We start from the raw sequence: 16,094 nt of genomic DNA, 5'->3' as shown, positions 1-16,094 counted from the left end.
CCCTCCCCAAGCCTAGGGTTGTGAGCCGCATCTCAACGATGTGCAAAGTGACCTGTAGTCTTCACTCATGAGTCGCAATGCACCACTAGCCGATGCCGGCCAGGACCAGCTCGACGCCGTGACGCTGGGACAGTTCCTGGCGGCACTGCCTGCAGGGGTGCTGGTGGTGAACGACGCCGGCAACGGCGATGCCCCGCTGCGGTGGGTGGAACCCAGCGAACTTGAGGATCCCACGCCGTACCTGCTGGACGGCGAGTTCGTCCTGACAGCCGGCCTGCCCTTCCGGGACGCCGGGGGCAGCGGCGCGGCGAGGGCGGACGAGTATGTCCGGCGCCTTGTCGCGGCCGGTGTAGCGGCGCTCGGCTTCGGCCTGCAGCCCTATTACGACGCCGTCCCGGACCACGTGGTGCAGGCCTGCCGCCGGCACGGCCTCACCTTGGTGCAGGTACCGGCGGACATTCCCTTTGCCGCCCTGGGCCTGGAGTTTTCCAAGCTCCTCGAATCGGGCAATGCCCAGGTGTTCCGTCAACTCGCGGAGACGAACCGGCACCTTATGCGGGCGGTACTCTCCGCCCGTCCGGAGCATGAACTGCTGGCGGCGCTGATCCAACGCGTTCCCGTGTGGGCCGTACTGGTGGGCACCGACGGCCGCGTCCGCGCCCGGGCGGGGGCCGCCGTCGGACTTTCCCAGCTCCAGCCGCTGCTCAAAAAGCTCCTTGGCGGCAGCGGGCCACGGGTGGAGACAGAAGCCCTGGAAACGCCGGCTGGCCCGGCGCTGGTGTTCGGCCATCCGCTGCGAAGCACCCGGGACGCCACGCTCGGCGCCCTGGTGCTCGGAACAGACAGGGCCCTCACCCCGGCCCAGAACAACGTGGTGTCCTCCGTGGTGGGCCTGCTCGAACTGCTGGTCCGGCAGCGGACCAGCGGTTCATTGGCGCCCAGCCAGCTGGCCACCGCCCTGCTGCTGCACCCCGGGAGCCTGTCCGGATCCAATCCCCGGGAACTGGCGGGCCTGCAGGAACTGCTGGCGCAGAGCGTTGCCGGAACACGGTCAGGTCCGGTGCGTGTGGTGCAGGGCGTCCGGGCCGAAATTCCTGCCGGGGCCGCCGCGGACGGACCGGTGCGGGAACTGCTCCAGTGGCGCAGGCTGTTCGACACCAAGATGGTGGAACTCACCGAGTACGGCTTCACCGCCGTGACGCGGCTGAAGGTGGATGCCGCCCTGCTCACCGAAGTGGAACAGCTGGGCTGGCGGCTGGTGGTGGGCGAACCCGCGGAACTTCCGGCCCTGCCTGCCGCGTACCGGCGTGCCAGCGCCCTGCGCCCGCGGGTTCAAGCCACCGGAATGAGTGTCAGGGAGGAAGAGCTGACCTGGTCTGTGACAGGCCTGCTGGGCGGTGACGCCGGCACCCTGCTCGCGGGGCGCCTGCTGGCACCCGTCCTTGAACTCGACGCCGAGCGCCGGGCAGCGCAGCTGCGGGTGCTCAGGTCCTGGCTGGCTGCCCACGGCAGCTGGGATGCCACAGCCAAGGACCTGGGGCTGCACCGCAACAGCGTGCGCCGGCAAATCAATGCGGCGGCTGAGCTTCTGGGGATGGATCTGGGCCAGGCGCAGGTCCGCGCCGAACTCTGGATTGCGCTGCAGTACGTCCCGGACCAGGAGCCGGCTCAGAAGCCCCAGGAGCTGTAGAGGTCCGGGCGGCGTTCCTCCAAGTACGGCACAGTGCGCCGTTCGCGCCCGGCCGCCCCCGGGTCCACCTCGGCGTACAGCAGCTGTGGCTCCCCGCCCGCCTCTGCCAGCAGCCCGCCGTCGGGCCCGGCAACAACACTTCCGCCCAGGAACCGGCAGCCGTCTTCGTCACCGCTGTGATTGGCGTAGGCAATCGTCAGCTGGCTTTCCAGCGCCCGCGCGCGCAGCAGGACCCGGGGAACGTCATCGAAGCCGTGCGCCAGTGCGGTGGGAACCAGCAGCAGCTCCGCGCCGCCAACGGCTGCTGCCCGCACGGCCTCCGGAAACTCCACGTCGTAGCAGATCACCATGGAGGTGGGGATGCCGTTGAAGTCCACAACACCGGGCCGTTCCCTGGCCGGGCTGAAAGCCGCACGCTCGTCGGGCCCGAACAGGTGGACTTTGCCGTAGCTGAGCAGGCTGGCACCGGTCGCGTCAAGGAGTGTTGCGCTGATCTGCCACTCGCCCTGTTCGCTAATGCGCGGCAGGCTGTAGACCAGTCCAATGCGGTTGTTTCGGGCGATGGCTGCCAGCCGGTCCCGGAGAGCCGGAAGCAACGCGGGAGCCAGTTCCGAACGTACCCGGCGGGGCGCGTAGCCAACTGGAAACAACTCAGGGGTCAGCAGGACGGCTGCACCGCGGGCGGCGGCAGCACGGGCAGCGGCAGCGATGGCGCTGCAGTTGGCCTCAACATCAAGGACTGCAGAATTAGCCTGCAGGAGTGCCAGCAGCACTGCTACCACCTTCCATCGTCGAAGGGCCCGTTGGTTGGGCCGCTCCTCCAGCGTAACGAGCGCATCGTCGGGCTGCCGGGCCTGTTTGCACCCCGGGCGGGGCGGGCAGGGTCAGATCGTCCTACCCACCGAAGGGAGGCCCCAAACCACAGGCTTGTGTTAACTTCTTGACTCCAAGACCGGCAATAGGGCAATCTTCTTAGCATGTCCGCAACCACGCGCTCAACGAGGAGCAAACCGAAAAATCCCGGGTCCCAATCGGCCCTGCGGCAGCTCAACCAGCAACGCATCATTGAAACCCTCATGGGCGGACCGGCCACGCAGGCCGAACTCGCCAGGCAGACCGGGCTTTCCACTGCGACAGTCTCCAACATCGTCAAGATCATGCTTGATTCCGGGCTCGCGTCGGTGGAACCGACCACGAGTTCCGGCCGCCGCGCGTTGAACGTCAGGCTGAACAGCAACGGGGCCGTGGCGGTGGGAATCGACTTCGGGCGCCGGCACCTCCGGGTGGTCCTGGCCTCGCTCAGCTATCACGTCATCGCCGAGGAATCCGTGATGCTGCCGCTGGGCCACCAGGCCGAGGAAGGCGTCCAGGCGGCGGTGGCCCTGCTGGACAAGCTGTTGCGGGAAAGCGGAGTTGAACGGAGCGCCGTGGTGGGTGCCGGCGTCGGAATCCCCGGGCCGATCGACCGGCGCACGGGGACCGTGGCGCAGGGCGCGATCCTGCCGGAATGGGTGGGGATCAACATCCTCCAATACCTTGAAGAAACGCTGGAAATCCCCGTATTCGTGGACAACGACGCCAACCTTGGCGCCTGGTCGGAGGTCACCTGGGGGCAGCATTCCGGGGTCAGCAACCTGATGTTCCTGAAGATCGGGTCCGGCATCGGTGCAGGGCTGATCCTCAACGGGGCCCCCTACTACGGGAACGTGGGCATCACCGGTGAAATCGGCCATGCAACCATCCATGAACAGGGCCTGGTTTGCCGCTGCGGCAACCGCGGCTGCCTGGAAACCATCGCATCCACCACCACCATGATCGAGCTCCTCAGCCGTGGCGAAGACCGCCCGCTGACGCCCGCTGACATCGTGCGCAAGGCCCTGGCGCGGGACTCCGCCACCCTGCGGGTCATTGACGACGCGGGCCTCGCCGTAGGCCGCGCGCTCGGAAATGTGGCCAACCTGATCAACCCTGAAGTGATTGTGGTGGGCGGACCGCTGGCAGGGCTGGGCAACATCCTCCTGGACCCCATCAAGCGGGGCCTGGTCCGGCACGCCGTACCGGTCATCGGCGAAACCACGACGCTGGCCATGTCCTCCCTGGGGGACCGTGCGGAAGCCCTCGGTGCGGCCGCCCTCGTCTTCCAGCACGCGGGGATCCGGAAGAGCTAGACCGTTTCGTTATCCGCCGGATTGCGTTAAAGACTTGACGACAACAGTAGTGATCAAGTTTACTTTTGGATCAGACGGCCCTGCGCTTTGCCGGCCGGACAAAGAAGTCATTGCATTGGAGGGTTAGGGCTCATGACGTCCCAGACCACGCAAACGGAACCGATCATCCTCGAGATGAGGTCCATCACCAAGGAATTCCCGGGCGTTAAAGCGTTGGACAACGTGAACCTGCGGGTGAAGGCCGGGGAAATCCACGCCATCTGCGGCGAAAACGGCGCCGGCAAGTCCACTTTGATGAAGGTGCTCTCTGGCGTTTACCCGTACGGCAGCTACGACGGCGACATCGTCTACCAGGGCCAGGTGCAGCAGTTCCGGGACATCCGGGCCAGCGAGCACGCCGGCATCGTGATCATCCACCAGGAACTGGCGCTGATCCCCGAACTGTCCATCATGGAAAACATCTTCCTGGGCAACGAGCCCACCAAACGCGGTGTTATCGACTGGGCCGAAGCCCGCCTGCGTTCCCTGGACCTGCTGGCCCGCGTGGGCCTGCGCGAGGACCCGGATACGCCCATCAAGGAAATCGGCGTCGGCAAGCAGCAGCTGGTGGAGATTGCCAAGGCCCTGAACAAATCCGTGAAGATCCTCATCCTGGACGAACCGACCGCTGCGCTGAACGAGTCCGACTCCCAGCACCTGCTGGACCTGATGCTCGGCCTCAAGGCCAAGGGCATCACCAGCATCATCATTTCCCACAAGCTGAACGAGATCGAGCAGATCGCCGACTCCATCACCATCATCCGCGACGGCAAGTCCATCGAGACGCTGAACGTCAAAGCCGACGGCGTGGACGAGGACCGGATCATCAAGGGCATGGTGGGCCGCACCCTCGAATCCCGCTTCCCGGACCACACGCCCAAGATCGGCGAGGTCTTCTTCGAGGTCAAGAACTGGACCGTGGCCCACCCCAACGTCCAGGACCGGCTGGTCTGCAAGAATTCCAGCTTCTTCGTCCGGCGGGGCGAGATTGTCGGGTTCGCCGGCCTCATGGGCGCAGGCCGCACAGAACTGGCACGCTCCGTCTTCGGCCGCTCCTACGGACGCTTCATCAGCGGACAGATCTACAAGGACGGCAAGGAAATCACCCTCAAGTCGGTCCGCCAGGCCATCGACGCCGGCCTGGGCTACGTCACGGAAGACCGCAAGTCCCTGGGGCTGAACCTGCTGGACGACATCAAGACCACCACCGTCTCGGCCAACCTCCGCAAGATCAGCCGCAACTTCGTGGTGGACCCGAACCAGGAATTCACGGTTGCGGAGCAGTATCGCAAGTCCCTCCGCACCAAGACCCCGTCGGTGGAGGAAGGCGTGGCGAAACTTTCCGGCGGCAACCAGCAGAAGGTTGTCCTGGCCAAGTGGATGTTCACCGACCCCGACCTGCTGATCCTGGACGAACCCACCCGCGGCATTGACGTTGGCGCCAAGTACGAGATCTACGGCATCATCCAGCAGCTGGCCAACCAGGGCAAGGGAGTCATCGTGATCTCCTCGGAGCTCCCCGAACTCCTGGGCCTGTCGGACCGCATCTACACCATTTTCGAAGGCGCCATCACCGGTGTCCTGAACAAAGACGAGGCCAGCCAGGAAAGCCTGATGAAACTGATGACCTCCGCCCGTAAAGCCGCCTGATCCCCTGGATCATCCCAGAACCTTCGGACCCAAGGACTGACACCATGAACGCCCTCAAAAAGCTGTTTGGCGGAAACACCCGCCAATTCGGCATGATCTTCGCCCTGGTGGCATTGATCGTCTTCTTCCAGATCGCCACCGACGGCCGGACCCTCACCCCCGGCAACGTCATCAACCTCTTCAATGGCAACTCCTACATCCTGATCCTGGCCATCGGCATGGTCCTGGTGATCATCGCCGGCCACATCGACCTTTCGGTGGGTTCCGTCGCTGCGTTTGTGGGCGTCACCGTGGCCCTGGCCATCCGCGACTGGGGCATCCCCTGGTACGCCGGCGTGCTGCTGGGCCTGGTGCTCGGAGCCGTCATCGGGGCCTGGCAAGGCTGGTGGACGGCCTACGTGGGCATCCCCGCCTTCATCGTGACCCTTGCTGGCATGCTCCTGTTCCGCGGCTTCAACCAGTTCGTGGGCAAGTCCAACACCATCCCGGTCCCCGCAGATTTCCAGTACCTGGGCGCCGGCTACCTCCCGGAGGTGGGCCCGAACACCGGCTACAACAACCTCACCCTGCTGCTGGGTATCGCCGCCGTTGCGTTCGTGGTGTGGGGCGAGCTCCGCTCCCGTGCCCGGGCCAAGGCCCTTGGCGCCGAGGTCCCGGAAATGTGGGTGACTGCCCTGAAGCTGGTCCTGATCGGCGGCGCCATCCTCTACGCCACTTACCTGTTCGCCACCGGCCGGCCCGGAACCTCCTTCCCCATCCCTGGCCTCATCCTCGCGGTGCTGGTCCTGCTCTATGGCTTCATCTCCTCCCGCACCGTGCTGGGCCGCCATGTCTACGCGGTCGGCGGCAACCGCCACGCTGCCGAGCTGTCCGGCGTGCAGTCCAAGAAGGTCAACTTCCTGGTCATGATGAACATGTCCATCCTGGCCGGCCTCGCCGGCATGATCTTCGTGGGCCGCTCCACCGCCTCCGGCCCGTTCGACGGCGTGGGCTGGGAACTGGACGCCATCGCAGCTGTCTTCATTGGCGGCGCAGCAGTGACCGGCGGCGTGGGAACCGTCGTCGGCTCCATCATCGGCGGACTGGTCATGGCCGTGCTGAACAACGGCCTCCAGCTCCTGGGCGTAGGTGCCGACCTCACCCAGATCATCAAGGGCCTGGTCCTCCTGATCGCCGTCGCCTTCGACGTCTACAACAAGAGCCAGGGCAAGAAGTCCATCATCGGCCTGCTGATGAGGAACTCCGGCGGACGCGCCTCCGGCGGCGGGCCCAGCAACCCGCTCCAGCCCGACGAAACCACCTCCACCAAGGAAGCGATCGCCAGGGAAGCCTGAGCTTTGCAGCCTGAATAGCGTTACACCACCACAAAGAAAGAGAAACCAACAATGCGAATGATTGGTAAAGCAGGAAAGGCAGCAGCTGTCGCTGCCATCGCAGCACTGGCGCTGACGGGCTGCGGACGGTCAGAGACCTCCACCGGCGGCGGCACCGAAGGTGCCAGCGGGTTCGAGCAGGACTCCTCGATCGGCGTCGCTCTTCCGCAGAAGACCAGTGAGAACTGGGTCCTGGCAGAGAAGCTGTTCAACGACGGCCTCAACGAGGCAGGGTTCAAGCCTGACGTGCAGTTCGCCAACGGCGGTGTATCCGAGCAGCAGAACCAGATCAGCGCCATGGTCACCAAGGGTGCAAAGGTCATCATCGTGGGCGCCATCGACGGCTCCCAGCTGGGCACCCAGCTCAAGCAGGCCAAGGACGCCGGCGCCACGATCATTGCCTACGACCGCCTGCTGCTGAACACCGAGAACGTGGACTACTACGTGGCCTACGACAACTTCAAGGTGGGTGAACTCCAGGGCCAGGCGCTGCTGGAAGGCCTTGAGGCGAAGAAGGGTTCGGGCCCCTACAACATCGAACTGTTCGCCGGTTCCCCGGACGACGCCAACGCCAAGGTCTTCTTCGACGGCGCCATGAGCGTCCTGAAGCCGAAGATCGATGACGGCACCCTCAAAGTGCTCTCCGGCCAGACCAGCTTCGAACAGGCAGTAACGCAGGGCTGGAAGGCTGAGAACGCCCAGCGCCGCGCTGACACCCTGCTCACGGGCAGCTACACCAGCGAGCCCCTGCACGGCGTCCTGTCCCCGAACGACACCCTGGCCCGCGCAGTCCTGACCTCGGTCAAGGCCGCCGGCAAGGAACTTCCTATCGTCACCGGCCAGGACTCCGAGGTAGAGTCCGTGAAGTCCATCATGGCAGGCGAGCAGTACTCCACCATCAACAAGGACACCCGCAAGCTCGTTGAGCACGCCATCACCATGGTGAAGGACCTCCAGGCCGGCAAGGAACTGGAAATCAACGACAAGGACTCCTACAACAACGGCGTCAAGACTGTTCCGGCCTACCTGCTGGAGCCCGTCATCGTCACCGCTGAGAACGTGAAGACCGCCTACCAGGGCGATCCGGTCCTCGAACCGATCACCAAGTAAGCAGCCTAAGCAGGAAATGCCCGGTCCCCTCGCGGGGCCGGGCATTTTTTTGCTGCCATTTCCGCAGGTCATTCCGGAATCCGCGCAGAACAGAATGAGAGGATGGTCACCATGAGTGCGCCCATCGCCACGCCGTGGTTGTCCAGCCAGTCCGACCAGGATCCCCGTTCCGCCACCGGCGCTCCCCTGCGCTGGGGAATCATTGCCACCGGCGGGATCGCCCGCTCCGTGTCACAGGACCTGGCACTGCTGGCCGATGCGGAACTCTATGCCGTGAGCTCCCGGGGCCAGGACACCGCTGACGCCTTCGCAGTGGCCTATGACTTCGCTAAGGCCTACGGGGACGACGGCGGGGTTCCCGGCTATGAGCGGCTGCTCGCGGACGAAAACGTGGACGTGGTCTACGTTGCCACACCCCATGCGCAGCACCACCAGATCGTCCTTGCCGCACTCAACGCGGGCAAGCACGTCCTGTGCGAAAAGGCCTTTACCATCAACGCCCGCGAAGCGGCCGAGCTTATCGAGGTTGCCAGGAGCCGGAAACTGTTTCTCATGGAGGCGGTCTGGAGCCGCTTCCTGCCGAGCATGCAGCGGGCCTTCGAGATCGCCGCATCAGGTGAGATCGGCGAGGTCCACTGGGTGACCGCTGACCTTGGCTTTCCTGCCCCTTACTCCCCCACCGCCAGGTTGTGGGCAAAGAAGGACGGCGGCGGCGCGCTGCTGGACATTTCGGTCTACCCGCTGCTGTGGGCGCTGGGCACCCTTGGCTTCCCGCAGACGGTAAGTGCCACCGGATTTATCAATGATGACGGGGTGGATGCCCAAAACGCCCTGACGCTGGGATACAACCACGGGGCCCAGGTGCAATTGACGTCCTCGCTGATGGCCCAGGGCCCCCGGACCGCCACTGTGGCGGGAAGCCTCGGCTTCCTCCAAAGCGTGGGCTCGATCAACAATCCGCGGGAACTGACAATCTCCACCGGCTGGGACACGAGCCGGACGGAAGCTTTCGAAGCAGTGGGCCGAGGGTATGTGTATGAACTGCGGGAAGTCACCCGGTGTATCCAGCAGGGCCTGACAGAAAGCCCGGTCATGCCGCTGGAGGACACGTTGAACACCATGCGCCTTTTCGATGGCGTTCGTGCCCAGCTTGGTGTCAGCTATCCGAACGACAGGCACTGACCGCAGCCCAGTTGCCTGTCAATGGCTTTACCAGTCGTGTCTCATCTGTCATGCGTACCACCGATGTTTTCACTTCTGTCGAGTAGTTTTCGCAAGCTCTGGACTTCCTGCAACATCCGGTCTTAGGCTGTAGCCAATCGTCGAATGCATCAGTACTGGGGGTGGTACGCATGGCTGGAGGTCGCTCGCCGTGGCGTGCACTCCGCCCTGTGTTCCTCGCCGGGGCAGCCACCATTACGTGGCTGACGCTCTCTTCTACCGCCGCTTCCGCCGATGCCCTTCCGGATACAGCTTCCCTGTTGGGGGGCGTCACCACCTCAGTTTCGTCGGTGACGGAAAAGCTGCCCGTGTCCGAGTCCGCCGCTCCTGCAATCGCGGAAGCGGCCGCACCCGCACAATCTCCCGGCCTGCTGCAGCCCATCGTGGGTGAGGTGTCCGCCACTGCAGATTCCATCGTGACGGCCGTCCCCCTGGTAACCCAGGTGGTTCCTGCGGATACCGTTTCGGCCATTTCGGTTCCTGTCGCCGGTGTTGTGGACGCTGCAGCTGCGGAAGTCGTGGAAACCGTGGTGCCGCCGGTGGCCGAGGCATTACCCGTGCTTAACCGGGTGTTGGAGCCGGTTGCCGGCCTTGTGGCTGGCGCGCCAGCCCTCCCGGTGCCGCTTCCGGAATCCCCTGCCGCCGCATTGCTTGGGGAAGGATCTGCCAGCGCCGCAAACAGTCCCGTGGACGGGGTGCGTGCCAGCGCACTTCCCGTGGCGGAAACCGGAAGTATTGCGGAGGTTGAGGCCGACGCCCAGGCAGACGCACCATCCGAGTCTGTTTCGCGTCGTCCCGCGCCAAGTCCGGTTGCTTCGGACGCGACCGTTTCCATGCCTCTGGCCACCCGCAGCGAACCCGGCACGCGCAGCCCTTCGCCGATCCCTGCCCAGGCTCCCCCGGCCACGGGCTCAGGTGCGGGAGGCAGCGGCTCAGCATCTTCCTCCGGCTCGGCGGCCTGGTTGAACCCCTTCGGCTTTGATCTTCCAATGACTGGCGCCCTGAGCGTCGGTGAACGTTCTGCGCACGCTCCTGCTCCGGTGTCATTCGACCCCGGTTCTTCTCCTGACTAGTTGAGTCCTTCCTGCCCATCGGGCAGAACGTGACCCCAAGGGTGCTGACCGGCGCCCTACTCAACTTCTTCAGGAGACACCACCATGAGTTCAACTCTTCGCAGGGGGCTGCTTGGCACCCTCTTTGCAGGCGGGCTGTTGGCCCTCAGCTGCACCGCGGCCAGCGCCGCGGACACCACCAGCGGTTCGGACCTTTCCGGATCCGCCCTGATCTCGGCGGCGGCGTCCGTTGAGTCGACGTCGTTGGGCCTGCTGGGTGGCCCAACGCCGGCTGCCTCAACTGACGTTGCCGCCGCAGTGGATGCAACGCTCGACGGCGGAACGGGCACCGTCGCGGACGGCACCACGGCGGACGGCACCACAGCCGACCTCGCCGCAGCAGCCGCCGTCGACCTCGGCCTGGGCACAACCGGCACCACCGACGCGGGCACCACCACCGCCGACGCCGTCATCGCCGCAGACGCAGCACTCGCCCTCGGAACGGGCACCGCAGCGGACGGCACCACAGCCGACCTCGCCGCAGCAGCCGCCGTCGACCTCGGCCTCGGCACAACCGGCACCGACGCGGGCACAACCACCGCCGACGCCGCCATCGCGGCAGACGCAGCACTCGCCCTCGGAACGGGCACCGTTGCGGACGGCACCACAGCCGACCTCGCCGCAGCGGCCGCCGTCGACCTCGGCCTCGGCACAACCGGCACCAGCACTGATGGCGGGCTGGATGCCCTCGTGGACGCCGCCGTCGGCATCAACCTCGGGGACAGCACCGGCACGGACGGAACCACCGGCGGGCTGGATGCAACGGTTGGCGCCGTTGCAGACCTGGGAACGGGCGGCACCAGCGGGCTGGAAGCCGGTGTGGGAATCGACGTCGGCCTGGGCCTGGGGACCTCAGGCACTGGCACGGAGAGCCCAGGGACCGGGAGTGAAGAGCCCGGCACCGATACCGGTGATGGCGGTACGGGCGGAGCCGGCACCGTCGATCCGGGAACCAGCAGCCCCGGTGCTGACGGCGGGAACGCAGGCGGTGATGGCACGGGTACGGACGGCGCCGGTACAGCCGACGCTGGCACCGCTGGCAGCACCACGGCCACCGGCGGATTCTCTGCAGCACCTGCAGCTGGCTCCACCGCGGTGGGCGGCGCCATCGCCGTCGATACCTCAACCGCCGGCACGATCACTTCCGGCACCAACGCCGGCGTGATTGCCCAGGGCACCTCAGCCCAGGGGACCTCAGGCCTGGCCAAAACCGGGATGGATGCCTCACTGGTCCCGCTCGCACTGTTGCTCCTGGTGGCGGGCCTCCTGATGCTCAGGAAGCGGAAGGTCTCCTGAAAGACCAGCACTGACAGCGCCTGCACCATGCGCCTGAAGCGGCAGCAGCAAGCAGGCTGAGGAGAAGGGAGGACCCAGGAAAAAGACCCGGAATATCATCACCAAACAAAAACATGTCATCAGCACACATGTCCTTGTAGCCGATGGTCCGGCGGCGGAAAAGTTGATTGGTCTCGCCGCCGGGCCCTCGGCGTGTCGCACAACCTTGGCCGCCGGTAGACCACAGCTTTACTCCACCCCCCGTATAATTTGAGATACGACAGTGCCGCAGCGCACCGGGAGGAACGGTCATGGTGGCGGAATCGCCTAGCTCCATCAAGAATGAAGTGGTCGGCGGACGTTATCGGTTGGGTGAAGTCATTGGCCGCGGCGGGATGTCATCGGTTTACTGTGCCCGGGACGAGAAACTGGGCCGCGATGTTGCCCTTAAGCTCTTCGCGCCCCAGGCGCCGGACGCCGACGAGCTCAAGCGCCAGGAAGCGGAAATCCAGCTTCTCGCCACACTGAACCACCCCGGTCTGGTGACCCTTTTCGACGCCGGGATCGACACCCGCATTCCTGACGAGCCCAGGCCGTTCCTCACCATGGAACTCGTTGAGGGCCAGGACCTCCGCACCCGGATCAGGCACAGCCGGGTCCCCCTGGAAGAACTGTCGGTGATCGGGGCTGGCGTAGCCGATGCCCTCGCCTACGTGCACGGTCTGGGAATCATCCACCGCGACATAAAGCCGGCCAACATCCTGCTGGTCCAGATCCGTCCCGGCGAGCCCCTGCGCCCCAAATTGACGGACTTCGGCATTGCCCGGATCGCAGATTCCACCCGGTTGACAGCCACCGGAACCATGGTGGGAACTGCCGCCTACCTCAGCCCGGAGCAGGCCCTGGGCAAACCGCTCTCCCCCGCCTCGGACATCTACTCCTTTGGCCTGGTGTTGCTCGAATGCATCAAGGGAACGGTGGAATATCCGGGCGGCGCCGTTGAGTCCGCAGTGGCACGCCTGCACCGCGCGCCGGAGATCCCCGAGGACCTGCCCTCCGAATGGGCCGACCTCATCCGTTCCATGACCGCCATCGAACCGCTTGAACGGCCCACGGCCGCCGACATCGAGACGGCGCTGCGGCAGGCCCTGGTGTCGCCTGCCTCCACGCCCGGGGAAGTCGTCCCCGAAACCACCCGGGTGCTGCCGGCCATGCCGTTCCACCCCCCGTCCATCACGGCCGAAGAATCGGTAGACGAAATTCGGGAAGCTGCAGGGCCCGGCGCGCCCCCGGTGCAAGGGCAGGTCCCGGACAGTACGACGGTGGCCCTGGCCCAGGAGCGCGCGAAGGACCTGAAGCCACGCACCAAGCGGTTTTGGCTGGCGGCGATCCTCGGCCTTGTAGTGGTTCTTGCTGCTGTAGCGGCGGTGTTCCTGACCTTGTCCGCCCAGTCGACGCCCGACGTCGTGCCTTATCCAACGGTGACGGGCGTCCTGGGCGAGCACCTGGAGGAACTTCAGAAGAGCGTTCAACCGTGAGCCCCGCACTGGTAAAGCCGCGGCGCATCCTGTTGGGGATTTCCGCTGCCCTGCTGGCTGCCGGACTCCTGGGTGGTTGCGGCGCCAACGAGACCGGCCTGCAGCGTGACGCCGCGCGGCAGCTCCAGGCACGCGTGCTGGAGGTGACCCAGGCTTCGTCGCAGAACGACCCCGCCGCCGCACTGAAGGCCTTGGAAGGCCTGGAAGCGGAACTTGATGCGGCCCAGGCGGAGGGCAAGATCTCGGAAGACCGGCGCCGGAGCATCAACACCGTGGTCACTGCAGTGCGCGCTGACCTCAACGAAGCGGTTGCGGCAGCCGAGAAGGCCGCGGCGGACAAGGCAGCAGAAGAGGCGCGCATCGCACAGGAACAGGCCGCCGCCGAAACTCCCCCGCCCGCCGTCCAGACTCCCGCGCCGGCACCGGTGCCGGTGCCGGCACCGGCACCGGCACCCGCTCCCGAGGCTGACAAGAAGGACAACGAGGGCAAGGGCAAAGGCAACGACTGACGCCACGCATGCCCCGGCCGACGATGCGCCTTCCAGCTATGGCATCGCCGGCCGGGTTCGCTCAGGACCGGGCCGACACTGCCGGGAACCGCTCCCATACCCTGTGGGCGGCCAACAGCGCGGTCAGCTCGGATACCAGCGACTCGGCGTCGTCCGCTGACACAATGCCCGGAGTGCCATGCGGAATGCCCGCTGCGGCTAGTGCCTCGGCGCCGGAATCCCAGGTGCCGATTGCCTTGGCGTGCCGGTAAGCTTCCGTGAGCAGCAGCACTGCCCGCGGGTCGGAGGCACCGCCGGGAGCGCCGGCCTTTGCGTCGAGGCCGGGTGCGGCGTCGTCAGCCGGGGCGGCTGCGCCCGCAACAATGATCGCGTCGAACTCGGTAGAACGTGCGGTGAGGTAGGTCCGCTGGACGGGGATCCCGCCGTCGTTCTCCGGTCCCAGGAAGCCGCCTGCGGGGGCGATAAGCAGCGGGACGACGCCCTGTGCATCGAGGGCCTTCCGTGCCGCGTTCACGGCGGCAAGGTCACTTCGCTCATCGGCAAGGATGCCGACTATGCGCCCGGCAACCGGCCAGGTCTTGCCCACCTGGGACATCGCCGGGCTGGGGTCTGAGTCCGGTACCTGCTCCGTTGCCTTCGGCGCGGGAAGGCCCAGGCCCTTTGCGACGGCGGCACACAGTTCCGCATCTATGTTGGCGAGGGCCGCGAGCTGGCGTTCACGGATGGACTTCTCGTAGCACTTGCCCAGTTCGAACGTGTAGGCCTGGATGACGTGGTCCTGTTCCACCGGGCTCAGGCTCCGGAAAAAGAGACCCGCCTGGCTGAAGTGGTCGTCGAAGGAGGCCGGGTTCTTCCGCTCCTTAATGGAGGCGGCCAGCTCCTCCGGGACGTCATTGAAGGCTCCCACATCCTGGCCGGCCAGGAACGGGCAGCCGCCGTCCAGCGAATTGGGCCGGTACGGGGCCACCCCGCCGTGGACTGCCTGCTGGTGCATCCCATCGCGCAGCATGTCGTTCACCGGAGCCTGTGGACGGTTGATGGGGATTTGGGCGAAGTTCGGTCCACCCAGCCGGGAGATCTGGGTATCCAGGTAGGAGAAAAGACGTACCTGCAGCAGCGGATCGTTGGTGACGTCGATGCCCGGCACCAGGTGCCCGGGGTGGAAAGCCACCTGCTCGGTTTCGGCGAAGAAGTTGGTGGGGTTCGCGTTCAGCGTCATGACGCCGATGGGCTGGACCGGGGCCAGTTCCTCCGGCACGAACTTGGTAGGGTCCAGCAGGTCGATGCCTTCGAACATCTGGTCTTCGGTGTCCGGGAAGGTCTGGACACCGAGTTCCCACTCCGGGTAGGCGCCTGCTTCGATGGCGTCGGCCAGGTCCCGGCGGTGGAAGTCAGGATCCATGCCGTTGATGATCTGGGCTTCCTCCCAGACCAGGGAGTGTACGCCCTGCTTGGGCTTCCAGTGGAACTTCACCAGCGTGGTCCTGCCCTCAGCGTTGACGAACCGGAACGTGTGGACGCCGAACCCCTCCATGGTCCGGTACGAGCGCGGAATCCCACGGTCCGACATGTTCCACATGGTGTGCGCCTGTGCCTCGGTGTGCAGGGAAACGAAGTCCCAGAACGTGTCGTGGGCGCTCTGGGCCTGCGGGATTTCCCGGTCCGGATGCGGCTTGGCGGCGTGGACGATGTCCGGGAACTTGATGCCGTCCTGGACGAAGAAGACGGGGATGTTGTTGCCCACCAGATCGTAGGTGCCCTCATCCGTGTAGAACTTGGTGGAGAAGCCGCGGGTGTCGCGGACGGTGTCGGCGGAGCCTCGCGAACCCAGCACAGTGGAGAATCGGACGAAGACGGGCGTCTCCACATCCTTGGCCAGGAAGCCTGCGCGGGTGATGTTGGCCGCGGTTCCGTAGGAACGGAACACGCCGTGGGCGCCGGCGCCGCGGGCGTGCACCACGCGCTCGGGAATGCGTTCGTGGTCGAAGTGGGTGATCTTCTCCCGCAGGTGGTGGTCCTGCAGCAGGATGGGGCCTCGGGAGCCGGCCTTCAGGGAGTGGTCCGTATCGCCAAGGCGGAGCCCCTGCGCGGTGGTGAGGTACTGCCCGGACTGGGCGCGGGCCGTGGCAGGTGCTCCGGTGGGGCTTCCGGTCGGCGACACGGCTTCAGGTGCCTGCTGGTCCTGCTTGGGCGGCAGGGGTTCCCGCGGTGTGGTGGGTTCTTCCAGGCTGGCGGGTTCGCTGGCGGGGACGCCGGGAACGTGGATGTTGCTCGCTTCTGGCACGGTTTTCTCTCCTCAGGATTGGCAACCTCAGCAGTCTTCGGCGCAAAACCGAGATACTAAGCGTACTTAGCACCCTAGCAACGATTCCTGCTGCCACAAGTTGTTGCCTGCCCTGGAAACCACAA

General features: G+C 65.7%; 12 protein-coding genes. 10 read left to right on the top strand and 2 right to left on the bottom strand.

Annotation, left to right across the window (positions count from 1 at the left end):
• Positions 1–67 precede the first annotated feature (67 nt).
• Complete coding sequence (locus ASPHE3_RS05625; protein ID WP_013600265.1) at positions 68–1,690, top strand: PucR family transcriptional regulator; 1,623 nt, start codon at positions 68–70, stop codon at positions 1,688–1,690.
• Here the strand turns inward: ASPHE3_RS05625 and ASPHE3_RS05620 are convergent.
• Positions 1,669–2,463 (bottom strand): nitrilase-related carbon-nitrogen hydrolase, encoded by a 795-nt coding sequence (locus tag ASPHE3_RS05620; RefSeq protein ID WP_013600264.1) that lies wholly within the window; start codon positions 2,461–2,463, stop codon positions 1,669–1,671. The genes ASPHE3_RS05625 and ASPHE3_RS05620 overlap by 22 nt on opposite strands.
• Positions 2,464–2,667: 204 nt before the next feature.
• On the opposite strand from ASPHE3_RS05620, the gene ASPHE3_RS05615 reads away from it, so the two are divergent.
• The 9 genes from ASPHE3_RS05615 (at position 2,668) to ASPHE3_RS05575 (ending at position 13,685) form a co-directional block, all read left to right on the top strand.
• Complete coding sequence (locus tag ASPHE3_RS05615) at positions 2,668–3,858, top strand: ROK family transcriptional regulator (protein WP_013600263.1); 1,191 nt, start codon at positions 2,668–2,670, stop codon at positions 3,856–3,858.
• A gap of 132 nt (positions 3,859–3,990) precedes the next feature.
• The gene (gene mmsA, locus ASPHE3_RS05610; RefSeq protein ID WP_013600262.1) at positions 3,991–5,547 is read left to right on the top strand and encodes a multiple monosaccharide ABC transporter ATP-binding protein; all 1,557 of its coding nucleotides are present in this window, start codon (positions 3,991–3,993) and stop codon (positions 5,545–5,547) included.
• 44 nt (positions 5,548–5,591) lie between these two features.
• Complete coding sequence (mmsB, locus tag ASPHE3_RS05605) at positions 5,592–6,881, top strand: multiple monosaccharide ABC transporter permease (protein WP_013600261.1); 1,290 nt, start codon at positions 5,592–5,594, stop codon at positions 6,879–6,881.
• Positions 6,882–6,932: 51 nt separating this feature from the next.
• Positions 6,933–8,030 (top strand): substrate-binding domain-containing protein, encoded by a 1,098-nt coding sequence (locus tag ASPHE3_RS05600; RefSeq protein ID WP_041651992.1) that lies wholly within the window; start codon positions 6,933–6,935, stop codon positions 8,028–8,030.
• A gap of 111 nt (positions 8,031–8,141) precedes the next feature.
• Complete coding sequence (locus ASPHE3_RS05595) at positions 8,142–9,212, top strand: Gfo/Idh/MocA family protein (protein ID WP_041652617.1); 1,071 nt, start codon at positions 8,142–8,144, stop codon at positions 9,210–9,212.
• Between the two features lie 170 nt (positions 9,213–9,382).
• Positions 9,383–10,324: a hypothetical protein gene (locus tag ASPHE3_RS05590; protein ID WP_081459824.1), complete on the top strand. Its 942-nt coding sequence runs from the start codon at positions 9,383–9,385 to the stop codon at positions 10,322–10,324.
• An 84-nt stretch (positions 10,325–10,408) separates the two neighbouring features.
• A complete protein-coding gene (locus ASPHE3_RS21200; protein WP_013600257.1) occupies positions 10,409–11,659 on the top strand; it encodes a hypothetical protein in 1,251 nt (416 codons plus the stop codon).
• 290 nt (positions 11,660–11,949) lie between these two features.
• Positions 11,950–13,176: a serine/threonine-protein kinase gene (locus ASPHE3_RS05580; protein WP_013600256.1), complete on the top strand. Its 1,227-nt coding sequence runs from the start codon at positions 11,950–11,952 to the stop codon at positions 13,174–13,176.
• Positions 13,173–13,685, top strand: coding sequence for a hypothetical protein (locus ASPHE3_RS05575; RefSeq protein WP_013600255.1), 513 nt, complete (start codon positions 13,173–13,175; stop codon positions 13,683–13,685). The genes ASPHE3_RS05580 and ASPHE3_RS05575 overlap by 4 nt, the downstream gene beginning before the upstream one ends.
• A 61-nt stretch (positions 13,686–13,746) precedes the next feature.
• On the opposite strand, the gene ASPHE3_RS05570 is transcribed toward ASPHE3_RS05575, so the two are convergent.
• Positions 13,747–15,969, bottom strand: a complete 2,223-nt coding sequence (locus ASPHE3_RS05570; protein WP_013600254.1) for a catalase — start codon at positions 15,967–15,969, stop codon at positions 13,747–13,749.
• Positions 15,970–16,094 lie beyond the last annotated feature (125 nt).

It is taken from the genome of Pseudarthrobacter phenanthrenivorans Sphe3 (genome assembly GCF_000189535.1).
In the GTDB taxonomy this organism is placed as follows: domain Bacteria; phylum Actinomycetota; class Actinomycetes; order Actinomycetales; family Micrococcaceae; genus Arthrobacter; species Arthrobacter phenanthrenivorans.
This window is presented reverse-complemented; position numbering and strand designations above follow the sequence as displayed.

Bases quoted from the DNA above. Each gene is read 5' to 3' on its own strand.
- ASPHE3_RS05595 (WP_041652617.1), top strand. From the start codon at position 8,142: ATGAGTGCGCCCATCGCCACGCCGTGGTTGTCCAGCCAGTCCGACCAG.
- ASPHE3_RS05600 (WP_041651992.1), top strand. From the start codon at position 6,933: ATGCGAATGATTGGTAAAGCAGGAAAGGCAGCAGCTGTCGCTGCCATC.
- ASPHE3_RS21200 (WP_013600257.1), top strand. From the start codon at position 10,409: ATGAGTTCAACTCTTCGCAGGGGGCTGCTTGGCACCCTCTTTGCAGGC.
- ASPHE3_RS05625 (WP_013600265.1), top strand. From the start codon at position 68: ATGAGTCGCAATGCACCACTAGCCGATGCCGGCCAGGACCAGCTCGAC.
- ASPHE3_RS05590 (WP_081459824.1), top strand. From the start codon at position 9,383: ATGGCTGGAGGTCGCTCGCCGTGGCGTGCACTCCGCCCTGTGTTCCTC.
- ASPHE3_RS05580 (WP_013600256.1), top strand. From the start codon at position 11,950: ATGGTGGCGGAATCGCCTAGCTCCATCAAGAATGAAGTGGTCGGCGGA.
- ASPHE3_RS05615 (WP_013600263.1), top strand. From the start codon at position 2,668: ATGTCCGCAACCACGCGCTCAACGAGGAGCAAACCGAAAAATCCCGGG.
- mmsA (WP_013600262.1), top strand. From the start codon at position 3,991: ATGACGTCCCAGACCACGCAAACGGAACCGATCATCCTCGAGATGAGG.
- mmsB (WP_013600261.1), top strand. From the start codon at position 5,592: ATGAACGCCCTCAAAAAGCTGTTTGGCGGAAACACCCGCCAATTCGGC.